Origin of the sequence: Streptomyces sp. NPDC047028, assembly GCF_040644095.1 — a bacterium.
GTDB lineage: Bacteria > Actinomycetota > Actinomycetes > Streptomycetales > Streptomycetaceae > Streptomyces.
The window spans coordinates 149,088-171,989 of the sequence record NZ_JBEYVS010000002.1; the positions used below are offsets into that span (position 1 = coordinate 149,088).

General features: G+C 73.1%; 15 protein-coding genes. 6 read left to right on the forward strand and 9 right to left on the reverse strand.

Features of this window, described 5'->3' with window-relative positions; translation table 11 throughout:
- The first annotated feature begins 6 nt into the window (after window positions 1-6).
- The 6 genes from ABZ854_RS02830 (at window position 7) to ABZ854_RS02855 (ending at window position 6,031) form a co-directional block, all read left to right on the forward strand.
- Window positions 7-318, forward strand: a complete 312-nt coding sequence (locus ABZ854_RS02830) for an urease subunit beta (RefSeq protein WP_361203164.1) — start codon at window positions 7-9, stop codon at window positions 316-318.
- Entirely contained in the window at window positions 311-2,032 is a 1,722-nt protein-coding gene (locus ABZ854_RS02835) for an urease subunit alpha (protein WP_361203167.1), read from the forward strand. Before ABZ854_RS02830 ends, ABZ854_RS02835 begins: the two co-directional genes overlap by 8 nt.
- Window positions 2,032-2,718, forward strand: a complete 687-nt coding sequence (locus ABZ854_RS02840; protein ID WP_361203170.1) for an urease accessory UreF family protein — start codon at window positions 2,032-2,034, stop codon at window positions 2,716-2,718. The genes ABZ854_RS02835 and ABZ854_RS02840 overlap by 1 nt, the downstream gene beginning before the upstream one ends.
- A 137-nt stretch (window positions 2,719-2,855) precedes the next feature.
- Window positions 2,856-3,533 carry an urease accessory protein UreG gene (gene ureG / locus ABZ854_RS02845; RefSeq protein ID WP_361203173.1) on the forward strand — a complete coding sequence of 226 codons (678 nt, stop codon included), beginning with the start codon at window positions 2,856-2,858 and terminating at the stop codon, window positions 3,531-3,533.
- Window positions 3,530-4,291: an urease accessory protein UreD gene (locus tag ABZ854_RS02850; protein ID WP_361203516.1), complete on the forward strand. Its 762-nt coding sequence runs from the start codon at window positions 3,530-3,532 to the stop codon at window positions 4,289-4,291. The genes ureG and ABZ854_RS02850 overlap by 4 nt, the downstream gene beginning before the upstream one ends.
- A 114-nt stretch (window positions 4,292-4,405) precedes the next feature.
- Window positions 4,406-6,031 (forward strand): alpha/beta hydrolase, encoded by a 1,626-nt coding sequence (locus ABZ854_RS02855; protein ID WP_361203176.1) that lies wholly within the window; start codon window positions 4,406-4,408, stop codon window positions 6,029-6,031.
- Window positions 6,032-6,099: 68 nt separating this feature from the next.
- On the opposite strand, the gene ABZ854_RS02860 is transcribed toward ABZ854_RS02855, so the two are convergent.
- From ABZ854_RS02860 to ABZ854_RS02900, 9 genes are all read right to left on the reverse strand, one after another.
- On the reverse strand, window positions 6,100-6,837 hold the full coding sequence (locus ABZ854_RS02860; protein ID WP_361203518.1) for a lysophospholipid acyltransferase family protein: 738 nt from the start codon (window positions 6,835-6,837) through the stop codon (window positions 6,100-6,102).
- Window positions 6,838-6,950: 113 nt separating this feature from the next.
- Window positions 6,951-8,969: a phosphatidylinositol-specific phospholipase C domain-containing protein gene (locus tag ABZ854_RS02865; protein WP_361203179.1), complete on the reverse strand. Its 2,019-nt coding sequence runs from the start codon at window positions 8,967-8,969 to the stop codon at window positions 6,951-6,953.
- Between the two features lie 224 nt (window positions 8,970-9,193).
- On the reverse strand, window positions 9,194-9,790 hold the full coding sequence (locus tag ABZ854_RS02870; RefSeq protein WP_361203182.1) for an HAD-IA family hydrolase: 597 nt from the start codon (window positions 9,788-9,790) through the stop codon (window positions 9,194-9,196).
- A 110-nt stretch (window positions 9,791-9,900) separates the two neighbouring features.
- Window positions 9,901-11,124 carry a cytochrome P450 gene (locus ABZ854_RS02875; RefSeq protein WP_361203185.1) on the reverse strand — a complete coding sequence of 408 codons (1,224 nt, stop codon included), beginning with the start codon at window positions 11,122-11,124 and terminating at the stop codon, window positions 9,901-9,903.
- Entirely contained in the window at window positions 11,121-12,308 is a 1,188-nt protein-coding gene (locus ABZ854_RS02880) for a pyridoxal-phosphate dependent enzyme (protein WP_361203188.1), read from the reverse strand. Before ABZ854_RS02880 ends, ABZ854_RS02875 begins: the two co-directional genes overlap by 4 nt.
- Before the next feature lie 9 nt (window positions 12,309-12,317).
- The gene (locus tag ABZ854_RS02885; protein ID WP_361203191.1) at window positions 12,318-13,535 is read right to left on the reverse strand and encodes a hypothetical protein; all 1,218 of its coding nucleotides are present in this window, start codon (window positions 13,533-13,535) and stop codon (window positions 12,318-12,320) included.
- Window positions 13,532-14,242 (reverse strand): SDR family oxidoreductase, encoded by a 711-nt coding sequence (locus ABZ854_RS02890; protein WP_361203194.1) that lies wholly within the window; start codon window positions 14,240-14,242, stop codon window positions 13,532-13,534. Before ABZ854_RS02890 ends, ABZ854_RS02885 begins: the two co-directional genes overlap by 4 nt.
- Window positions 14,239-14,691: an RpiB/LacA/LacB family sugar-phosphate isomerase gene (locus tag ABZ854_RS02895; protein ID WP_361203197.1), complete on the reverse strand. Its 453-nt coding sequence runs from the start codon at window positions 14,689-14,691 to the stop codon at window positions 14,239-14,241. Before ABZ854_RS02895 ends, ABZ854_RS02890 begins: the two co-directional genes overlap by 4 nt.
- The gene (locus ABZ854_RS02900) at window positions 14,688-22,895 is read right to left on the reverse strand and encodes an amino acid adenylation domain-containing protein (RefSeq protein WP_361203200.1); all 8,208 of its coding nucleotides are present in this window, start codon (window positions 22,893-22,895) and stop codon (window positions 14,688-14,690) included. Before ABZ854_RS02900 ends, ABZ854_RS02895 begins: the two co-directional genes overlap by 4 nt.
- Window positions 22,896-22,902: the final 7 nt, after the last annotated feature.

Genomic DNA, 22,902 nt, shown 5'->3' on the forward strand with positions numbered 1-22,902 from the left:
GCTGACGTGATTCCCGGAGAGCTGCTTTTCGCCGACGAGCCCGTGCACTGCAACGAGGGTCGCGAGGTGACCCGCCTGACCGTCCTGAACGCCGCCGACCGCCCCGTCCAGGTCGGCTCCCACTACCACTTCGCCGAGGCCAACCCCGGCCTGGAGTTCGACCGTGCCTCAGCGCGCGGCAAGCGGCTGAACGTGGCCGCCGGCACCGCCGTGCGCTTCGAGCCCGGTGTCCCCGTCGCCGTGGAACTCGTACCCCTCGCCGGCGCCCGGATCGTGCCCGGACTGCGCGGGGAGACCGGAGGCGCGCTCGATGCCTGAGGTCTCCCGCGCCGCCTACGCGGACCTGTTCGGCCCCACCACCGGCGACCGGATCCGGCTCGCCGACACCGATCTGCTGATCGAGATCGAGGAGGACCGCGCAGGCGGCCCCGGCAGCAGCGGCGACGAGGCCGTCTTCGGCGGCGGCAAGGTCATCCGCGAGTCCATGGGCCAGTCCCGGGCCACCCGCGCCGACGGCGCCCCCGACACCGTCGTCACCGGCGTCGTCATCGTCGACCACTGGGGCATCGTCAAGGCCGACGTCGGCATCCGCGACGGCCTGATCACCGGCATCGGCAAGGCCGGCAACCCGGACACCATGGACGGCGTCCACCGCGACCTCGTCATCGGACCCGAGACCGAGATCATCGCGGGCAACGGGCGGATCCTCACCGCCGGCGCCATCGACGCGCACGTGCACTTCATCTGCCCGCAGGTCGCCGACGAGGCGCTCGCGTCCGGCATCACCACACTCGTCGGCGGCGGCACCGGACCGGCCGAGGGGTCCAAGGCGACCACGGTCACCCCCGGCCCCTGGCACCTCGCCCGGATGTTCGAGGCCATGGAGGCCCACCCGGTCAACGTCGGATTCCTCGGCAAGGGCAACACCGTCTCCCACGAGGCGATGCTGTCCCAGATCCGCGGCGGCGCCCTCGGCCTGAAACTGCACGAGGACTGGGGGTCCACCCCGGCCGTCATCGACGCGGCGCTCACCGTCGCGGACCGGACCGGTGTCCAGGTCGCCATCCACACGGACACCCTCAACGAGGCCGGGTTCGTCGGCGACACGCTCGCCGCGATCGCCGGCCGGAGCATCCACTCGTACCACACCGAGGGCGCCGGCGGCGGGCACGCACCCGACATCATGACCGTGGTCTCCGAGCCGCACGTGCTGCCCAGCTCGACCAACCCGACCCGCCCGTTCACCGTCAACACCGTCGAGGAACACCTCGACATGCTGATGGTCTGCCACCACCTCAACCCGGCCGTCCCCGAGGACCTCGCGTTCGCCGAGTCCCGGATCCGGCCGTCCACCATCGGCGCCGAGGACGTCCTGCACGACCTCGGGGCGATCTCGATCATCTCCTCCGACTCCCAGGCCATGGGCCGTGTCGGCGAGGTGATCATGCGGACCTGGCAGACCGCCCACGTCATGAAGGGCCGGCGCGGCGCCCTGCCGGGCGACACCCGCGCCGACAACCACCGGGTACGGCGCTACGTCGCCAAGTACACGATCAACCCGGCCCTCGCCCAGGGCCTCGCCGGCCGGATCGGCTCGGTCGAGACCGGCAAACTCGCCGACCTGGTGCTGTGGGAGCCCGCCTTCTTCGGGGTCAAGCCGCTCCTCGTGCTCAAGGGCGGCCAGATCGCCTACGCGCAGATGGGCGACGCCAACGCGTCGATCCCCACCCCGCAACCGGTCCTGCCCCGCCCGATGTTCGGCGCGATCGGCCGCGCCCCGGCCTCGAACTCGGTGAACTTCGTGGCGCCGTCGGCGATCGAGGACGGGCTGCCGGAACGCCTCCGGCTCGGCAGGCGGTTCGTGGCGATCGAGTCCACCCGCGCGGTCGGCAAGGCCGACATGCGGGAGAACGACGCCCGCCCGGACGTGCGCGTCGACCCCGACAGCTTCGCCGTGCGCATCGACGGGGAGCTGGTCGAGGCCACTCCGGCCGTCGAACTGCCCATGGCCCAGCGGTACTTCCTCTTCTGATGGCCGCCTCCACGTCACGGGCGGCACTGCTCGTCCTGGCCGACGGCCGGTTTCCCGCCGGGGGACACGCCCACTCCGGCGGGGCGGAGGCCGCGGTCAAGGCGGGCCGGATCACCTCGGCCGCGAGCCTGGAGGCGTTCTGCCGCGGCCGGCTGCACACCGCGGGGCTGGTGGCGGGGGCGCTGGCGGCCGCCGCCGCGCTGGGGTGCGATCCCCGGGAGCTGGACGCGGCGGCGGACGCGCGGACGCCCTCACCGGCGTTGCGGAGTGCCGCGCGGCGGCTCGGACGGCAGTTGACGCGGGCGGCGCGGGCGAGCTGGCCTTCGACCGGACTTGACGCTCTGGCGGGGGAGTTCCCCAAGGGGGCCCATCAGCCGGTGGTGCTGGGGGTGGCCGCGCGGGCGGCGGGGCTGGGGGCGGAGGATGCTGCGTACTGCGCGGTGTACGAGAGCGTGAGTGGGCCGGCGAGCGCCGTGGTGCGGTTGCTGAGCCTCGATCCGTTCGACGCGAGTGGGGTGTTGGCGCGGCTGGCGCCCGAGATGGACGAGCTCGTGGAGCGGGCGGTGTCGGCGGCGCGGCGGGTGGGGGTGGAGGGGGTCGCCGCCCTTCCCGCGGCGTCCGGGCCTCTGCTGGAGGTGGGGGCGCAGTGGCACGCGGGGTGGGGCGTACGGTTGTTCGCCTCCTGAGGGGTGGCCGTCCAGGGGTCTTGGCCCCGCCGCCCCTGCCCTTCCCGACTTTCGGGGGCTGCGCCCCCGTGCCCCCCTATCGGCCTTCGGCCTCGTCCTCGAACACCGGACGGGCTTGATTTCACCTGGAGTTTCCTATGCATCTTGATCACCTCCACCCCGGCCCCGGTGCCGTCAGTGCCGATGCCTGTCGGCCCGACGGGACGCGGCGGGCCATGCGGATCGGGCTGGGTGGGCCCGTGGGGTCCGGGAAGACCGCCACGGTCGCCGCGCTGTGCCGGGCGCTGCGGGACGAGTTGGCGCTGGCTGTCGTGACCAATGACATCTACACCCGGGAGGACGCGGAGTTCCTGCTGCGGGAGGCGGTGCTGCCGCCGGAGCGGATCGCGGCCGTCGAGACCGGGGCGTGTCCGCACACCGCGATCCGGGACGACATCTCCGCCAATCTCGAAGCGGTGGAGGACCTGGAGGACGCGGTCGGGCCGCTGGACCTCGTGCTCGTGGAGTCGGGCGGGGACAACCTGACCGCGACCTTCTCCAAGGGGCTCGTGGACGCCCAGATCTTCGTGATCGACGTGGCCGGCGGTGACGACATCCCGCGCAAGGGCGGGCCCGGCGTCACCACCGCCGACCTGCTCGTCGTCAACAAGACCGATCTCGCGCCGTACGTCGGCTCCGACCTGGCCCGGATGGCCGCCGACGCCGAGGCGCAGCGGGCCGGACTCCCCGTCGTCTTCCAGTCGTTGCGCGCGGACGGCGGTGTCGCGGACGTGGCCGGCTGGGTGCGGGAGCGGCTCGCCGCGTGGGCCGCGTGAGGGCGGCCGCGGTCCGGGCGAGCGCCCGGGTCGTCGCGCGGGCCGACGGGCGCGGCGGTACGGCCCTGCCCGTGCTGGACGGCGAGGGGCCCCTGGCGCTCCGCCGCACCCGGGCGGGCGGCGGCGAGGCACGGGTCATGCTGGTAGGCGCGATGAGCGGCCCGCTCGGCGGCGACCACTTCTCCCTGGCGGCCCGGGTGGAGGCGGGCGCCGGGCTGCACGTCGGCTCGGCCGCCGCCACCCTCGCCCTGCCCGGCCAGAGTCCGGACGCGGCGCGCTACGACGTACGGCTCGACGTGGCGGAGGGCGCCGAACTGCACTGGCTGCCAGAGCAGTTGATCTCGGCCCAGGGCAGCGACCTGTACGTCGCCACGCGCGCCGACCTCGCCCCCGGCGCCCGGCTCGTGCTGCGCGAGGAGCAGGTGCTGGGGCGAGCGGGCGAGGAACCGGGCCGGCTGACGAGCCGACTGGCGGTGCGGGTCGGCGGGAGAACCGTGCTGGACCAGGAGCTCGCCTGCGGGCCGGGCGCGCCGGGCGGCTGGGACGGCCCGGCCGTGCTCGCCGGACACCGCGCGCTGGGACAACTGGTCGTCGTGCGGCCGGAATTCGCCGCACATCCGGTGGACGCGAGGATGCTGGGGGAGGGAGCCGCCCTGATGCCTCTCGCCGGGCCCGCCGCCCTGGTCACCGCCGTCGCCGCGGACGCGCTGCTGCTGCGCCGACGGCTGGACGAGGCGCTGGCGCTGCTCGACCCGTAGCCCGCCCGGTCAGTCCGCTCAACGAGACCCCGCTCTCCGGTTATCGGATTGGCAAAGAACCGGTGCGGACCCCTGTGCCTGGGCTGTGTACGGCTGACAGTGTCTCGCCTGACCATGTACAGCCAATGGAGGGGGCAGGCCGACTTGAGGCACACCGTTGCGAAGAGCCGCTTGTGGGCGCTCGGTTCAGCCGGGGCGCTCGTCACCGCGACCCTGATAGCCGGGACGGTCTCGGCACCCGCCGCCGTCGCCGAGGCCCGGCACGGCACGGGCGGTGCGGGCCACGGCGTCGAGATCGCCGCCGCCCGCGCCGCGAAGAAGGGCATCGACTGGCAGGCATGTCCCGACGACTGGGGACTGGCCAAGCCGATCCAGTGCGGCTGGGTCACCGTGCCCGTGGACTACGCCCGCCCGTACGGCAAGCAGATCAGGCTCGCCGTCGACCGCGCCGGCAGCACCGGCACCCCCCAGGAGCGGCAGGGCGCCCTCGTCTACAACCCGGGCGGCCCCGGCGGCTCGGGCCTGAGCTTCCCGCGCAGGATCACCGGCAAGAGCGCCCTGTGGACGAAGGTGGCCAAGGCCTACGACTTCGTCGGCTTCGACCCGCGCGGCGTCGGCCACTCGGCGCCCATCTCCTGCATGGACCCGCAGGAGTTCGTCAAGGCACCCAAGGCGGACCCGGTGCCCGACACCGGCGCCGACAAGAACGCGCAGCGCAAGCTGGCCCGCGAGTACGCGGAGGGCTGTGGCGAGCGCAGCGGCGCGATGCTGCCGTACATGACCACCCCGAACACCGCCCGCGACCTCGACGTCATCCGGGCCGCCCTCGGTGAGCGCCGGCTCAACTACCTCGGCGTCTCATACGGCACCTACCTCGGCGCCGTCTACGGCACCCTGTTCCCGGGCCACCTGCGCCGCATGATCGTGGACAGTGTCGTCGACCCCGCGCGGTCCAACATCTGGTACCAGGCCAACCTGAACCAGGACATCGCCTTCGAGGGCCGCTGGAAGGACTGGGAGGACTGGGTCGCGTCCCACGACGCCGACTTCCACCTCGGCACGACCCGCGCCGCCGTCCAGGACAAGTGGCTCCAGCTGCGCGCCACCGCCAAGAAGCACCCCCTCGGCGGCGTCGTCGGTCCCGCCGAGCTGATCTCCTACTTCCAGAGCGCTCCGTACTACGACTCCTCGTGGGTGCCCGTGGCGACCACGTTCAGCAAGTACGTCGCCGGTGACACCAAGGCACTGGTCGACGCCGCCGCCCCCGACCTGGCGGACACGGCCGGCAACATCCGGGCGGAGAACAGCAATGCCGTCTACACGGCCGTGGAGTGCGCCGACGCCCACTGGCCCACCAGCTGGCACAAGTGGGACCGGGACAACACCCGGCTCAACCGGGACTACCCGTTCATGACCTGGGCCAACGCCTGGATGAACCTGCCCTGCGCCACCTGGCCCGCCCGGCAGCACACCCCGGTCGAGGTGCGCACCCACCGAGGCCTGCCGCCCGTGCTCATCGTGCAGTCCACGCGTGACGCGGCCACCCCCTACCCGGGCGCCGTCGACCTGCACCGGCGGTTCAAGGGCTCCCGCCTGATCACCGAGGAGGGCGCGGGCTCGCACGGCGTGACCGGCCTGGTCAACCCCTGCATCAACGACCGCGTCGACGCCTACCTGCTCAAGGGCACGCTGGACTCCGCCGACGTGACCTGCGCACCGCACGCGACCCCGGAGCCGTAACCCGGCCCGGACCCGCATGGCGGGGAGGGGCGGCCGGAACATCCGGCCGCCCCTTAGCCGGTGCCGGGTCAGCTTCTCGGCGCCCGTGGGAACCGGCGGCCCTTCCCGCCCTTGCTCCGCTCCGCCTCCTGCGCCTCCCGCGCCTTGACGACGCCCGCGTACTCGTCGACGTACTCCTGCTCGGACAGCGTGAGGATCGCGTACATGATCTCGTCGGTGATGGCCCGCAGCACCGCCTTCTCGTGCTCCATGCCGGCGTAGCGCGAGAAGTCCAGCGGCTCGCCGAAGCGGATGACGACGGGGTGGATGTTCGGGATCACCTTGCCCGGGGGCTGCGCCTCGAACGTGCCGATCATCGCGCACGGCACGACCGGCACGCCGGCCCGCAGCGCCATCACGGCGACCCCGACCTTGCCCTTGTAGAGCCGTCCGTCGTGCGAGCGGGTGCCCTCCGGGTAGATGCCGAGCAATTCGCCCTTGCCGAGCACACCGAGCCCCTCCCGGATCGCGGCCTGCCCCGCCTCCTTGCCCGAGCGGTCCACCGGGATCTGGCCGGCGCTGCGGAAGAAGAACGCGGTGAGCCGCCCCTTCAGACCCGGCCCGGTGAAGTACTCGGCCTTGGCGAGGAACGTGATGCGGCGCTTGAGGATCGCCGGCATCAGAAAGTGGTCGGAGAAGGAGAGATGGTTCCCGGCGACGATCGCCGCCCCCGACTCCGGCACCCGCTCCAGCCCCTCGATCCGGGGCCGGAAGACCAGCCGGAGGAGGGGACCGAGCAACACGTACTTGAGCAGGTAGTAGAACACAGCTCGCCCTTCACTCGTGTCGCCCAAGGCCGAGGCGACGATGCCAACCAGCATGCTTCTGCGGCCTCGGGTTCGTCGGCGCGCACCGAGCCCAGACGCAGGAGGTTGGGATGCTACGGCTTGTAGACGGTGGCGAGCACGATGCTCTGGTTGTTCGGGAGTGCGGTGATGCTGACGGGGTCGGCTGTGATGCCGGCGGAGCCGAAGGGGCCTGCCGGAGGTGCCCAGCCGGTCCAGGTGCCGTTGGGGAAGCGGCCGTTGTGGTAGACGCGGCCGTCGATGCCCACGGCGACCACCTGCGCCGAGCCGGCGTCGTACATGCCCGCGATGCTCACGGAGGTGGCGGTGAACGTCGACGCACCGCTGTACCCGTTCATCCGGGCGAATCCGGTGTACGCGCCGGAGGCCGAACGTATCTGGTGGTAGACCCAGTTCTCCGGGCCGAGCGCGACAAGCTGCGACGAGCCGTCCTGCATGGCGGTGATCGCCAGGTCGTGGGCCTGGAAACCCCGCTCGCCCGCGATCCCGGGCACCTCACTCCAGTCGCCGAAGGTGCCGCCGGGCCTGCGCACGACAAGGTAGAGCAGTCCGTCCGCGTGATTGACGGACAGCACCTGTGTGCTCCCGTCGGGCATTCCGGCCAGGGCGACGCCGACGGCTGACCAGTCGGTTCCCGGGCTCTGGCCGGGTACCCGCTGGAACCCGGTGACCGTGCCGTCGGCTCGCCGGGTTTCGAGGTACAGGCCGTGGTCGGGCATGACGGCGGCGATCTGCGTGCTGCCGTCGCGCATGCCGGTCACCGCGACGTTGACGGGTGTCCGGTTCGCCGGGGTGTCCAGGGCTTGCCAGTCGCCCACCGTTCCCGTCGCGTTCTGGGCCGCCGTCCATGTCTGTCCCGCGGTGCCGACCGCGACCATCCGTGCCGTGTTGTCGGGCAGGCCGGCGATCGCCTGGTCGTGCAGCGACGTGATGGGCGGTCCGAGGGAGGTGAACGGTCCTCGGCCCTCGGCTCCCGGCACGGCGGAGAACTGCTGCCAACTGCCGTCGGGGTTGCGGGTGTTCTTCCACAACTGGTTACGGCTGAGGACGTTGCGTTCGATGATGGTGGCGATGAGTCGGCCGCCGGGCCAGTCCATCTCGATCACGCCGCTGTGGCCGTCATGGGTGCCCAGGTAGTCCAGCAGGTGCGGATTCATTCCCTGGCCGCCGCCGTAACCGTTGGCGATGTCGGCGTAGGTGGCGCCGAACGGGGGGCAGCTGGCAGACAGTCCCGTGGAGTCGACGACGTCGGTCGTGTCGCCGGCCACCTGCTGAAGCCGGGTCTGGATCTCGGACCACCGCGTGTCGAGGTTGCACTCCGTCCAGGGGATGTTCCCGGTGTCGAGGCCGGTGAGGCCGTAGCCGTCGACGCCGTTGCCGAACGAGGCCAGGACGATGTGGCCGCGGACCTGTCCGAGGGCAGGGGTGGCCGCGGTGCCGGTCCCGGCGACGGACGGTGCCCAGAAAAGGCCCGGGTAGCGGGCCAGGTAGCTCCTGAAGATGCGGGCCCTGTCGGCCCCTGTCGTGGAGGACGGGTCGTCCGTGCAGTATCCGATGCCGGATCCGTAACCGCATTCCCCGGCCAGTTTCAGGATGATGGTCTCGCCCGGATGTGCGGCGAGAAACGCCCCCGCCTTGGTCAGGACGTCGTCGAAGTTCGCGTGCTCATAGACGTTCGTGTGGTGGACGGCGAACGCCGTGCCGTTGTTGACGACCCTGACGCGGATGTCGATCTCACGGATGCCGGCGTTCAGCTGGGCGGTGAGCGTGTCGGCGCTGTCGCCGTGGTTCTCCTGGGTTTCCCAGTACCAGGGCGCGATGCCGCTGTGGATCGCGAGGGTGTCGTGCGTGCCGGGGATCGACATCCGACCCAGCCCGACGGAATCGGGGACCTGGCTCATCCAGTCGGGGTTGCTCACGCTGGTGAGGCTGTTGAACGCGCCGGACGAGCTGCCGGGGGACCAGGGCAGGTCGACCGCCGAAGCGGACGAGGGCACGGCGAGCAGGCTCAAAAGGCCCACCACGACGAGGGCTTGCACAGTTCTTCTCAGCGCGCTGGGCAGGTACCGGCTCGGCCGGGATCTGGCGAACATGAGCTCCTCCTGGGGAAGGAAGGACCGCATCGGCTGCTGACGGGGTGTGCGGGAGCATGCGGGCGCAGTGCGGGCCGGTTCGGCACGCTGCTCCGACGGAGCAGGAAGTGACGGACGGCCCCCGCCTGGATATACGCCGGTACGGTGTGAGGGACAATCCTGTCGACACGATTACGGTGCGGGACGATCGAGCACCGGGCCGCGACGCTCCGTCCGGAGACGGCCTACCTCGTGCCGCCGGCTCCGGACGGTGCTCTTCGCGGTGCGGCCGGCAGGAGACCGTGGTCGACCAGGGCCTGCCGGGTGGACCGGGAAGAGGTGTGGTGGACGGCGCGACCGCCCAGCGCCAGGAGCGCGCGGACGTTCTCCTCTTTGTCGTCGACGAGTACCAGCTCGGCCACGCTTCGACCGGTCGCACGGGCGACGGCCTCGAAGAAGCGGGCGTCGGGTTTGCGGACCGCGAGATCGCAGGAAGCGAAGACGTCCACGGCCGGCTCCTCGGGGATCAGACGCGTGGCGTCGGCTATCCACACCGGATAGTTGGAGCCGATGACGGTGGGGTGTGCGGCCGCGCAGTCACGCAGCAGCGCACGCATCCCGCCGAGCCAGCGGTACCCGGCCCGCCGCAGCCGGTGGAAAGTGCGCACGTCGACATCGACGCCGTGCGCGCGCAGACTGCCCCAATAGGCGTCCTCGTCGATGTGGCCGCGTTCGAAGCGGTCGTACACCTCCGGCGAGCGGGCTCGCTGGAATTCCTCGAAGGTGCAGCCGGACGCCCGGGCGTAGGCGGTGCGGTAGGGATCGTGCAGCAACGTTCCCATGAGGTCGAACACGACGAGCACGCCGGGCGGGCCCGCCGCCGGGGGAGTGGAGCGAGCCCCGGGCGGCGGGCGCGTCCCCCGGCGCGGGGACGGGCCTGGGCGTGGCGGTGTCACCGGACGTGGACCCGTAGGCCGGTGATCTGGTCGGCGCCGAGGTGCCCGGCCCGCCGCAGCGTGGCGGGGTCGGCTTCGACACGGAAGTCGCCGCCGTCCAGTGCCTCGGTCAGGATCGTCACGGCGGCGCGGGCCAGTTGGGACCCGATGCACATGTGGGCTCCCCTGCCGAACGCGAGGTGCCGGTTGTCCCGGTCGCCGGGGCGGAAGGCGAGTGGCTCGGGGAAGAAGTCCTCGTCGAGGTTGGCGGAGCCCAGCACGAGGAGCACCCGCTGCCCGGTGTGCACCCGGTGGCCGGCGATGTCCAGTTCCGCGGTGGCGTAGCGGACGGCGAACCGGAACGGGCAGCTGAGTCTGAGCGTCTCCTCGGTGTACTCCTCGGCGTTTCGCGCGTAGCCCGGCTCGTCGGCGGTACGGTCCGTGCCCGGGGCCGTGTGGCGGCGCAGCAGGGCCTCGGTCAGCGTGGCGGCCAGGGGGTCCATCGTCCCGGTGATGATCTGGACGGCCACCGCCACGGCCACGGCCTCGCCGAGTCGGGGGTCGTCGGCGATGGAGCGGAGCGCCTTTGCGAGGAGCGTGCGAGGGGTGTCGAGAACCGTCTCCCGTACGGCGTCTCGCGCACGGGCCATGGAGGCCCTGGCCTGGTGGGCGAGGTCGTCGTCCAGGTGGGAGGCGGGTTTGGCCACATAGGCCATCAACCCGTCCGTGGAGGCGGCGAGGGCATCCATCTGTGCGAGGGTGGAGCCGAAGACCGACGCGAGCACGGCCAGGCAGTACGGCCGGCAGAACCGCTCAATCCAGTCGTCCGGTTCCCGCCTCTCGCGCAGATCGCGCAGCAGGCCGGCGCACACCTCGCGCAACGAGGGCAGCACCGGCTGGAGCTGCTGGCGGCCGAACGCCGGCAGCAGACGGCGCCGTACTTCCGCGTGATGGCCGCCCCAGGCACGGAAGAACTCGATGACCGGACGGTGCAGTGCGATTTGACGGTCACTCAAGCCGGCCCGGACCAGGGGGTCGTGCTGGGGCATGTTCGTCAGCGCCGGATGCATCAGCAGGTCACGGACGAGGGCGTAGGAGGTGACGATGAGGGCGCCCGTCCTCGGTTCCACCGATACGGCGTCCGCCGTCATCGCGTGCAGCGCGGCGCGGGGATCGGCCGCGGTGTAGTCCGCGAAGATCGGGTGCGTGGGGGCGTCCGGCCCGGTCATGGCCGGCGTCACGAGCCGAGCCTCTTCGATACGCCGGGGCCGGCCGGTGCGGTGAACGGCCGGGAGCCGGAGACGATGACGGCGATCCTGGCGCCGGGGTCGAGCTGTGCCTTGAGCAGGCCGGCGAGCGAGATGTAGGCGGACTTCTCGCGCATGTAGTCGAGTTCGATGCCGGCGTCCGCCAGGATCTCGTCCACGACGGGCCGCAGCCCTTCGACGTCCTGAGCGTCGACGGACCGCAGTTCGGTGCCTTCGGGCAGGTCCCGGCGCAACTGGGGCAGCGTCGCGACGGGGTTGGTGGACTGCAGGGTGGGCTCGTAGGGATCGTCGGGCAGCCGGAGGTCGTCCTCGCCGACCTCGTCGGCGCCGTTCTGCCAGGCCCAGGTGAGCGTGTCCGCGTCCGCCGGCTGGAAGAGCAGGTAGCGCCGCTCGCCGAGGACGCCCGAAGGGGTGTCCACGATGTCGCGCAGCCGCGAGAAGCCGACCTCGTAGCCGAGCGGGCCGTAGCCGCCGGCGACCGTCTGCACGATGGTGTCGGTGTCCGGCACCGTCTCGTAGATGGCGGCGGCCAGGACGGATTTGCCCTCGAGTTTCCAGTCGAAGGGGGCCAGGTGCCGGCGTCCCGATTCGGCGGCGGCCTTCTTGGCCAGCCCCGACAGTTCGGCGTAGGCGCAGTCCAGGGAGTAGACGGGCTGCTCGGGATCGGCCTCGACGTCCCCCAGCTTGTCGAGGTTGCGCTCGGGGACGTAGCCGGCGCAGGAGACGCCGGCCCGCTGGGCGTAGTGGCGGTAGGCCAGGGCGGTGTTGCCGGTCGAGTGGACCGAGACGTCGCGCAGGCCCAGTTGCTTGGCGGCCGCGAGCACGATGGCGGCTTCCAGGTCCTTGAAGGTGCCCGTGCCGAACCGGGTGCAGTCGATCAGGTGGACCTGGTCGACACCGAGCCTCGACTCCATCAGCGCGCTGCGGATGACGCGCGGCCCGACCCCGTCGTCCAGCGCGGGCTCGTAGTCGACAGGGACCAGGTCCGGGTAGCGCCAGGGCAGGCCACGCTCCGGCGCGACGAGCCGGGCGAACGGCGCGGGCTCGGGGAGGCGCAGCGTGAGGGCGTTGCCGCAGCCGTCGCAGACGTAGCGGGCGAGTTCGTCGGTGGACGGGGTCCGGTCCTCGCAGGCGGGGCAGTACAGGCGGATGGTCATGGTGTACACCTACTTGTCTCGTAGTTTCGGGGTGTGGTCGCTGAAGTCGAGGGTCGCTCTGCGGACGCGGACCGCTTCCAGGTCCATCAGCCGCAGTCCCGGACAGATCCGGACGATGTCGTCCAGCAGGTCGAAGGAGGAGTTGGGGTGCCGGATCGCGTAGAGGACGAGGTTGCGGTCGCCCCACCAGTCCCCGCTGCGTTCGGTGTGCCGGATGATCCGGCGCAGGGCTTCGGCGTCGGTCCAGGAGTTCATGAGGGCGGCGTGCCGCACCCACCAGCTGCCCCCGTGCGGCGACGCCAGCAGGGCGGCCACGTCCCGGTGGGAGCGGGCGGTGAAGACCCGGAGCATGGTCTCCGTCTCCGAGCGCCCCTCGTCGGCGGCCTGAGGGTCCGTCGCGTCCGGCGGCACGGCGCCGCCGAGGCCGCTGTCACCGAGCAGTCCGTCCGACAGGAGGCGCAGGGTCGCGACGTCCGTCGCCGCGTGGTCGCGCAGCCACGGCAGCCGATCGCTGAGCAGACGGCGGGCACTGGTCAGGTACAGGGAGGACAGCAGCGCGTAGACGGCCCTGTGGTCGTCGTAGGTGGCGTCGTCCCCGCTCTCGCAGCGCCGCCGCAGGAGCATCGCCGCGGCGAACGCGTCGGGTGCGCACGGGTCGGCCTCGCCGCGTGCGGCCAGTGCCGTCAGGGCGGCCGTGGTCGTCCGGTGGCGGAGCCGTCCGTCGACCAGCGCCTCGCACTCGCCCAGCGCGGTCCAGCCACGGGTACCGCCGAGCCCGAACTTCTCGGGGCGTTGCAGGTGCGGGCCGTGCACCCGGGGCAGGGCCGTGGCGGTGGCCAGGAGGTGGACGACCTCCCGGGCCCGGAGCGTCGCGTCCCGCCACAGGGCACCGACGACCTCCTGGAAGGCCGGCAGGAGAGCGGGGTCGCCGCCGACCGGCCGGCTGAACATCACCGCGTGCAGGTCGGTGGCGTTCGTCCGCGCCCAGGAGCGCAGCAGGGAGGCGTCCCCGGAGCAGGTGACCAGGTCGAGGTACCTGCCGCCGCCCAGGTCCACTTCGGGCAGTGGCGCGCCGGAGGGGTTCCAGCACATGAGATCCAGGTCGCTGCGGGCCGTCATCTCCGCGCGGGCGGTGCCTCCCCAGGTGGCGATCACCACGTCGGGTACGGCGTCGGTGAGCGCCCGCACGACTGACGCGGCGTCCTGGCGGACGTCGGCCGCGATCACCGGGCCGCTCCCAGGGTGCTGCCGCCGTCGTAGGTCAGGAGCTGACCGGTGAGGTGATGGGCGTGCGGGACGAGCCCGGCGAGGAAGTCCGCCAGCTCCCCGGGGGTGACCAGACGGCCGCCGGGACGTGCCGGGTCGGCGGGGGCGTGCGGGTACTGCCGGCGCACCCGTTCTTCGTTGCGGCTCACGGTGACGGTGCCCGGCAGCACCCCGACGAGGCGGACGCCGTCCGGTGCCCAGGCCGGCGCCAGGCTGCGGACCAGGCTCGCCACCGCGGCCTTCGTCGCCGCGTACAGCGGCTGCCCGGGGCGGGCCACCTGCGCGGCGTTGGAGGAGACGACGAGGCAGGCACAGGTGTCGGGGCGGGGCGTTCGGTGCACGACGTGCAGGACGTTGACGCAGCCGACGAAGTTGTCACCGACGACCCGGTCGACGTCCTCCGGGCCCGCGTCCTCGACGGTCGCGGGCGAGACCGTGCCGAAGGCCAGCACCACGACGGCGGGCGGCCCCCAGCGGAGTACGGCGTCCCGGGCGGCGGTGGCGAGGGCCGCGCGGTCCCGCAGGTCGACCCGGTGGTGCGCGCCGGCCCGGCCGGGATCGTCGGCACGGTCGAAGGTGACGGTGCGGTACTCGCCGGTGAGCCGGTCCCGGACCGCCGCGCCGATGCCGCCGGTGCCGAAGACCCAGGCCGTGGGCGGGGCGGTCATCGCAGCGCTGCCGCGTGCTCGGCGAGGGCCTCGATGCGCTCGATCTTCGGCACCGAGCGGGCGGAGTCGAAGGAGTGGGCCAGCCAGACCTGCACCAGGGTCCTGGCGACGGCCGGCGGGGTCAGTTCCGCCCCCAGGGCCAGTACGTTCGCCGCGGAGTTGCGGCGCGCCTTCTCCACGCTGTACGTGTCGGTGCACCGAGCGGCCCGGATCCCTTGGACCTTGTTCGCCGTGATGCTCATACCCAGCCCGGTGCCGCAGATCAGGACCCCCGAGTGGTAGCCGCCCCCGGACACCCGCAGCGCCGTCTCCCAGGCGATGTCGGGATAGTTCTCGGCGCCCGATCCCGGGGTGATCTCGTAGCCGTGACCGGCCTCTTGGAGTGTTTCGAGGACCGCCTGTGCCAACTGCTCGCCCATGGGGTCGTATCCGACGACGATCTGCTTCATGGCGTACTCCTGTGACCGCGGGTAGGGGATGGGACGGGGGCGTCCGACGTGGGCCGGGGTGCGCCGGAGTGCACCACGGCGGCCATGTCGTCGAGGGTTTTCGCTTTGAGCACCTGGCGCAGCGGTACGTCGTGTCCGAACGCCGTGCGGATCCGGGCGGCGACACGGGTGGCCGCGAGGGAGTCCCCGCCCAGGTCGCGGAAGCGGTCCTGCGGGCCGATGGGCTCGTGGCCGAGGACTTCGCTCCAGATGCCGGCGAGGATCCGGGTGGTGGCGTCGGCCTCGTGCCGGGCCGTGCCGGCCGGCTCCGGTTCGCCGGAATGCCCCGGCGGCGCCGACGGGGGCCGGGAGAGGTCCGGGGAAGGGGCCCGGCCGGCCCCACCGGGGTAGGGATCGGGGGCGGCGTCCAGGTCGACGGGGTGGGCCCAGGTGCGGTGGCGTTCGGCGAAGTCCGCGGCCATGACGAGGAGATGCGGCTCGGCGGGGGCCGCGAGCGTCCGCCGGTACGCCTCCAGGGCGTGCTCGACGGCGATCTCGTGGGCTTCGCACGCGCCTTCGTCGTCCGTGTGCCAGCTGTCCCAGCCGATACTCAGCCACCGTGTGTCGCCTTCGCGTGACAGTCGGGTGGCCAGGCAGTCCAGGTAGGCGTTGGCCGCGGCGTAGGGGCCGAGACCCAGGCCGCCGAGGACGGCCGAGGCGGAGGAGAAGAGGACGACCCGTCCGACGTCCCTGCCGCGGAGCGCCGCCACCAGGTTGTCGGCGCCGACCGTCTTGGGGCGCATGATCGCCTCGGCGAGGCTCCAGGAGGTCTCGGCGATCACGGTGGTGGCGTCCTCGTGCGTGACGCCCGCCGCGTGGATCACCGAGTCCAGCCGCCCCCATCGCGCCGCCGCCGCGTCGAAGAGGCGTGCCAGGCTGTCGGGCCGGGTCACGTCGACGTGGGCCGTCTCGACCGTGCTGCCGGTGGCGCGGAGGTGCCGCAGCGCGTCGGTGACGGCATCGGGGTTCCCCGGGTCGCCGGCAGCTGCCAGGGAACGGCCCGCCAGGAGGATCCGGGCGTTGCCGGGCCGGGCGAGTTCCCGGGCCAGCAGCAGCCCGAGCCGGCCCGCACCGCCCAGGATCACGTGGGTGCTGCCGTCGGCGGGCGGCGGGACGACCGGTGGGGCCTCCGTCCGCTGGACGTCGGGCGTCCACAGGTACCGGCCGCGCAGGGCGACCTGACCGTCGGGCACGCCGTCGGCGAGCCGGGCGAGCAGGGCCGCGGTCCACGACCGCCGGTGTGGTGCGCGGGTGCTGTCGTCGAGGTCGGCGTAGAGGGAGCGGGTGAGGGCGTCCTCCTGGCCGACGACGGTGACCAGGGCGGCCAGGGCGGCTCGCGCCGGTCGGAGGTCCTCGTCCCCCGTGACGCAGAACGCTCCCGCGCCCACCGCGAACAGGGTGCCCGGCGACGCGGGGAACGCCGCCCGCCACGCACGGTAGGCCGCCAACAAGGGCGCCGTCGCCGGGGATTGGTCGGAGCGAACCGGGCCGGCGTCCAGTGTCCAGCCGTAGGCGAGACGAGCGGCGCGCACACCTTCGTCGGCCAGCACGGCGAACAGCCGCCGGTGATCCCCTTCCCGCGCGGGGTCGATCTCGAAGGTCCGCTCGCCGGTCCTGCGGAAGCCCGGGCCCGGGCGGACGGTCACGGCCGTACGGCCCCGCAGGGCGGCGAGGAGCAGCCCGTCGGCGTCCGCGTAGCAGATCCAGGTGTCCGCGTCCGGCCCGGGAGCGGGCCCGGCCGGTGGCAGGCTGGTCCGCGTCCACTGCCGTACGCCGACGGTGGCCGACCCCGGCCGGGCCCGCCGTGCCCCTTCGGCCGGGCCGGCCTTGACGTGCCGCGGCGGGGTGGCGAGGCCGGTCGCATCGCCCGGTGCGTGCGCGGGCTCGTGCCAGTGCCGGTCACGCGCGAAGGGGTAGCCGGGGAGGGACACGGTGCGGCCGCGGCCGACGGCCCCGACCCGGTCCCAGTCCAGCGGGACCCCTGCCTGCCACAGCCGGCCCAGACCGTCGAGGAGCGTAGCGCGCTCGTGCGCCGCCGGGCCGGGACGGCCCGGCAGGAGCGTGACACGGGCACCGGTCGCACCCCGGGCGGCCGCGAGACGGGTCAGGACCTGCCCGGCTCCGACCTCCGCGAGCGTCTGGTTCTGTCCGTCGTGCCGCAACTGGTGCTCCAGCGCGGCACCGAAGAGGACCGGGGCCACGGCCTGGCGCGCCCAGTGGGCGGCCGTCGCCGCGTCCTCGCCGAGGGGCAGGCCGGTGACGGTCGAGACCAGGGTGAGACGCGGCGCCGACAGATCCAGCGTGCCGGCCAGACGCTCCAGTTCGTCCGCGGCCGGCGCCATCGCCTCGGTGTGGAAGGCGCGCCGCGAGGCGAGCCCGAGCACCGCCCGGCCCTGCTCCCGGCACCACCGCGCGTACCGGGCCAGGGCGGCCGGTGGTCCGGCGACGACCGTGTCGTCGGGGCCGTTGACGGCGGCGACGGTGAGGCCGGAGGGCAGCTCGGCCCGTACCCGTGGCTCCGCGAGCCGGACGGCCAGCATGGCACCGGGGGCACACTCCTCCATGGCCCGGCCGCGGACGGCCACGAAGCGCAGGGCGTCCCGCGGCGTGAACACGCCCGCCAAGGTGGCCGCGGCGATCTCTCCCACGCTGTGCCCGATGACCGCCGTGGGCCGCACACCCCAGCGTTCCAGCGTCGCGGACAAGGCGTACATGACGGTGAACAGCACCGGCTGGGCGTAGCGGGTGGAGACCAGCAGCCGGCGGCCCGAGGCGTTCCCGTACAGGACGTTCCGGACGTCGTATCCGGTCAGCGGCTCCAGAATCGCCGCGCACGTGTCGACGACACGGCGGAACTCCGGTTCGTGGGAGTAGAGATGACGCCCCATGCGGGCGTACTGCACGCCTTGGCCCGGGAAGAGGAACACGGTGCCGTCCCGCTCCGTGACGGGTGCCTCGATCCAGCGGCTGCCGGGCTCGGTGAGCCGGTAGGCGCGGAACGGGAAGTGTCTGCGGCCGTTGCGCAGGGTGTGCGCGGCGTCGGCGAGCCGGGACGGCCTCGCGTTCTCCAGCGCGGCGTCGAGACGAGCGGTGACCGCGCCCAACTGCGTCCGGGTCCGCGCCGAGGCGAGCAGCAGGTGGGGGCGGAGGCCCGCGGGGGTCGTGTCCTCGGCGGGCGGCTGTTCCAGCACCAGGTGCGCGTTGGTGCCGCCGACACCGAGTGAGGACACGGCCGCCCGCCGGACCGGAGACCCCCACCGGCGCCTGCGTGCCGCCACCTTGAAGGGTGTGTGGGAGAGGCGGATACCCGGGTTGGCGCGACGGAAGTTGACCGTCGCCGGCACCACACCGGTACGGACGATCATCGCGGCCTTGATGAGCGACACGACACCCGCGACGGTGTCGGTGTGTCCGACATTGCCCTTGACCGAGCCCAGGAGAATGCGGCCGCGCGGCAGATCCGGTTCGAGGGAGTCGTAGGCCTCCGCGAGCGCGGTCACCTCCAGTGGGTCCCCGAGCGGGGTGGCCGTCGCGTGAGCCTCGACGTATCCGATCTCGCCGGGCGTGAGGGCCGCGTCGGTGAGTGCGGCGCGGACGGCGTCGGACTGTCCGCGCACACCCGGTGCCGAGAAGGCGACCTTGGCCGCGCCGTCGTTGTTGACGGCGCTGCCCCGGATGACGGCGTGGATCCGGTCGCCGTCGCGCAGGGCGTCGTCGAGCCGTTTGAGGACGACACAGCCCGCGCCTCCGGTGAACACGGTGCCCGCGGCCGCCGCGTCCAGGGGCCGGCAGTGGCCGTCCGGGGAGACCACGCCCCCCTGCTCGTACAGATAGCCGGCGTCCTGGGGCACACGCAGCGAGACCGCTCCGGCGAGCGCCGTACGGCATTCGCCCGCCCGCAGGCTCTGCACGGCCAGGTGGACGGCGACCAGCGATGTCGAACAGCCGGTCTGCACCGTGATGCTGGGTCCGGTGAGGTCGAGTTTGTAGGAGACCCGGGGTGCGAGGAAGTCCTTCTCGCTGGACACCAGAACCTGGAAGGCCTCCAGGGAGCCGCCGAGCAGCGGGGCGAGACCCGTGCGCGGATCGAGCCGGAACCGGTCGGGCAGCAGGTTGTTCAGGAGGTAGGCGTTATGGCCGCTGCCGGCGAACACCCCGATGGGCCCCTCGGCCCGGGCGGGGTCCGTCCCCGCGTCCTCGAACGCCTCCCAGCAAGTCTCCAGGAATACGCGGTGCTGAGGGTCGAGCAGCCGGGCGTCCGCGGCGCTGTAGCCGAAGAATCCCGCGTCGAAGCGGTCGTGCTCGGGTACGTTACCGTGCGCCGAGACGTACGCCGGGCCCTCCGTCGCCCCGACGGCCGCGCGTCCGGCATCGGTCGTGGGCGGGGTGATCAGCTCCGCCCCGGCCAGCAGGTGGTTCCAGAACGCCTCCGCGGTGCGCGCCTGCGGCAGGCGGCAGGCCAGGCCCACGAGGGCGACCGGTTCGGTGCGACCGGCCGAGGGCACCGGCGTGCGGCCGGACGGGACGGGGCCGGAGAGGACGGGACCGGACGTGACGGGACCGGGGAGAGCCTGCGCCTGTGACGCCGACGCCCGCCTGATGCGGTCGGCCTGGGCGGCCACGGTGGAGTGCCGGAAGTACTCGGTCACCGGCAGGTCGACGCCCAGCCGCCGCTTGACCATCGCACGCACCCGCATCAGGTGGAGCGAGTCGGCGCCCAGGTCCTGGAAGGTGGCTTCGGGCGTGATCCGGCGGATGCCCAGGATCTCCCGCCAGATGCCGGTCACCACGGTGAGGACCGAGGTGGAGCCGTCGACGCGGGTACGGCCGTCGTCGCACAGCTGCCGGGCGTGGTCGGCGTCTTCCGTGCCGGGGCCTTCCGCCTCGGTGTCGTCGGCGAGGGCGGCGGGGGCGGTCAGGGCGCGCCGGTCGATCTTGCCGCTCGGTGTGGTGGGCAGGGCGTCCGTCACGGTGAACGTGGTCGGCACCATGGTGGCGGGCAGCAACTGCCGGGAATGCAAACGAAGTTCGGAGACGAGGTCGTCGGGCGCGTCGCGGCCGGGGACGACGAAGGCCGCGAGTCGCCTGTCGCCGGTGGCGCCGACCGGGGCGGTCACCGCCGCGGCGAGCACGTGCGGGTGGGTGAGGAGGGCGGACTCGACCTCGGCGGGTTCGACGCGGTGGCCGCGAATCTTGACCTGGTCGTCGAGCCGTCCGTGGTAGCGGAAGGCGCCGTCCGCGCCGAGCGAGGCGACATCACCGGTGCGGTACAGGCGGACGCCGGGGAGTTGCCGCACCCACCCGGTGGGGAATCGTTCGGCCGTCAGTTCCGGCCGCCGTCCGTAGCCGAGCGCGAGCCCCGCGCCGCCCAGGCACAGTTCGCCACGCGCCCCCGGGGGCAGCAGCCGACCGCTGTCGTCGACCACGTACGCCACGCAGTTGGCCACGGGACGCCCGATCGGCGGGTCCTCGTCCCCGGCACCGCGGTCCACGGTCCAGGAGAGCGCGTCGATCGTCGCCTCGGTGGGACCGTAGAGGTTCGTCAGCCGTGCGGGCGAGGCGGCGGTGAACCGGCGGGACAGGTCCGCGTCCAGCCGCTCGCCGCCGACGAACACCTCGCGCAGTCGCGGACAGGAGGCCAGGCCGCCCTCGTCGAGGAGGGCACGCAGCATGGTGGGCACCAACTGCACCACGGTGACACCCGATGCGCGCAGCCGCGCCAGAAGGCGGCCCGGGTCGCGGTGCTCGTCCTCCTCCGCGCACACCAGCGTGGCGCCGGCCGCGAGGGGCACGAAGAACTCCCAGACGGACGCGTCGAAGCTCACCGGTGTCTTCTGCAGCACCCGGTCACCCGGCCCGAAGGAGAACGCGGACCGCATCCAGAGCATGTGGTTGACGGCGGCCCGGTGAGGTACGACGACACCCTTGGGCCGCCCGGTGGAACCCGAGGTGTAGATGACGTAGGCGGCGTCGTCCGGGTGGACCGGTCCGGCGACGGGCGCGGCGCCGCACCCCGTTGCGGCGAGCGCGTCCACCGAATCCAACGCGCAGACACGGACGTCCGGTTCGGTGAGCCAGTCGAGGTCCGTCGCCGGGCGGGCGTCCGTCAGGACGACGGGCGGACGGCAGTCCCTGATCATGAAGCGCAGGCGCTCCACCGGGTGGGCGAGGTCCAGCGGCAGGTACGCCGCACCCGACTTGAGCACGCCCAGGAAGGCGGCCACGAGTTCGGGTGAGCGGCCCATGGCCACGCCCACCGTGTGTCCGCGTCCCACGCCGTCCCGTACGAGCCGGGCCGCGACGGCGTCAGCCGCGGCGTTCAGCGTCGCGTAGGACACCGTTCGGCCGCCGGCCACGACCGCGATCGCCTCGCCGTCCGCTTCCGCGCACCGTGTCAGCAGGTCGTGCAGTCCGCACCGTTCGACGTCTGTGACGGGCCCAGCGGCCGCTTCCACCACCCGTCGGTCGGCCTCGGCCAGCAGGGGCAGTTCGGCGACCGTGCCATCCGCGCACGCCACCGCCCCGCGCAGCCAGCGCAGGACGCGCTCACCGAGCAGTTCCGCCTCCCGGTCGGCCGCGGCGGTGCCGTCGGTCCACCAGGTGTAGGTGGCGGGGTCGCCGGGGTCGCCGACGAGGCTGAGCCGTCGGCCCGCGGCCAGCGGCGCCGCCTCCTCGGGCGACATGCCGAACGCCATCAGTGGCACGTGCCGCAGAGCACGGCCGACGGCCGTACGCAGTTCGGGTACCCGGTCGGCGAGGTCCGCGGTGAGCGGTCCGAGGGCGGTGAGGGCGTGGACGCGGCGGGTCGTGCGGCGGACCGCGGCGTCGACGGGGTCGCCGGGGGAGACCTCCAGTACGTCGACCAGCAGGTTCGAGAGAACGCCGTGGCTGTCCGCGGCCACCGCCCGCAGCCCCGCGCTGCTCCAGCAGAGCTGGGTGGGACCCGTACCGCACGCGCTCGTGATGACGTGCAGGGCGGTGGCCACCGCGTGGGCGGGCTCGAAGCCGCGGTCCCCGAGGGCGTCGAGCAACGGCCGGTCGAGGACCAGGACCGTACCGCGGGGCCGCCCGGCGGCGCCGGAACTGTCGGCCGGCCCGGGGGACACCGACACCGCGGACCGCGCGGGGACGTCGGCGAGAGCAGGGAGGGGTCCGAGAGCACGGAACGCGCGGACCAATCCCGGCACACGGCGCCGTTCCCCCGGCGCCAGCCGCTCGCAGCGTTCCCGCACCGTCGCGGCCTCGGCCGTGGTGAGCGAGCGGAAGCGCTCCCCGGGTTCCGGCCGGCGTGGTCGTGGCCGGTCGCCGCCGGTCAGCCCGGCGAGCGGCCGCAGGCGTATCCGGACATCCGTGTCCCCGGTGGCGACGAGGAGTCGGTCGTCCTCGGCCGGCATCACCGTGCCGGGCGCCGCGGTGGAGGGTGTACCGGTGGTCTCCAACCGGTCGACGACGAACAGGCCGTCGGCCGTCAACGCCTTCGGGGTGGCGACGGGATTGAGAGTGGGTCCGAACGTCAGTGACCTGACGAGGCGGCGGAGAACGTCGGCGGGCTGGTGCCAGTCCACGATCCCGGCCCCGTCGGGGCGGGACTGCAGGGAGGTGAAGGTGCGCGAGGACAGGTCCTGGGCCACGGCCCGCGCGCTGCCGTCGGCCAGCCGTCCGGCCAGCTCGGCGAAGGAGTCGACCGATGCCTCGAAGCAGCGGGTGTTGAGGCTGAAGGCGGTGTCGTCGGGGAGGACGGCGACCGGGCGCTGCACGAGTACGTCCCCGGCGTCGAGGTCGCCCTCCAGATCGTGCCAGGTCACTCCGTGGGTGTCGGATCCCGCGCCGATGGACCACGTCGTGGTGTGGTACCCGGCGAACGCCGGCAGCAGCGAGTCGTGATAGTTGATCGCCCTGATCGTCGTCGCGGCCCGGATCGCGCCTGGGATCGTACGGCAGTTGACGATGTTGAAGAGGTAGTCGTGTGCCACGGCGGTGGGGGAGGGGTGCCCGGGTGCCCACAGGGTGGCGGGCAGATCCCGGGCACGCGCCCACGCGTGGAGGGCCGGGTCCTCGGTGAGTACGGCGGCCACCGCGTGTCCCTGGTCGAGGAGGTGCTGGACGCAGGCGCGGGCGAGGGGGCCGTTTCCGACGACATAGGCGGTGAAGTGGGTCGGTCGCATGGTCGGG

Excerpts from the sequence above, each read along its gene's own strand:
- ABZ854_RS02835 (WP_361203167.1), top strand. The coding sequence starts at position 311 with ATGCCTGAGGTCTCCCGCGCCGCCTACGCGGACCTGTTCGGCCCCACC.
- ABZ854_RS02840 (WP_361203170.1), top strand. The coding sequence starts at position 2,032 with ATGGCCGCCTCCACGTCACGGGCGGCACTGCTCGTCCTGGCCGACGGC.
- ureG (WP_361203173.1), top strand. The coding sequence starts at position 2,856 with ATGCATCTTGATCACCTCCACCCCGGCCCCGGTGCCGTCAGTGCCGAT.
- ABZ854_RS02855 (WP_361203176.1), top strand. The coding sequence starts at position 4,406 with ATGTACAGCCAATGGAGGGGGCAGGCCGACTTGAGGCACACCGTTGCG.
- ABZ854_RS02865 (WP_361203179.1), bottom strand. The coding sequence starts at position 8,969 with ATGTTCGCCAGATCCCGGCCGAGCCGGTACCTGCCCAGCGCGCTGAGA.
- ABZ854_RS02870 (WP_361203182.1), bottom strand. The coding sequence starts at position 9,790 with ATGGGAACGTTGCTGCACGATCCCTACCGCACCGCCTACGCCCGGGCG.
- ABZ854_RS02880 (WP_361203188.1), bottom strand. The coding sequence starts at position 12,308 with ATGACCATCCGCCTGTACTGCCCCGCCTGCGAGGACCGGACCCCGTCC.
- ABZ854_RS02890 (WP_361203194.1), bottom strand. The coding sequence starts at position 14,242 with ATGACCGCCCCGCCCACGGCCTGGGTCTTCGGCACCGGCGGCATCGGC.
- ABZ854_RS02895 (WP_361203197.1), bottom strand. The coding sequence starts at position 14,691 with ATGAAGCAGATCGTCGTCGGATACGACCCCATGGGCGAGCAGTTGGCA.
- ABZ854_RS02900 (WP_361203200.1), bottom strand. The coding sequence starts at position 22,895 with ATGCGACCGACCCACTTCACCGCCTATGTCGTCGGAAACGGCCCCCTC.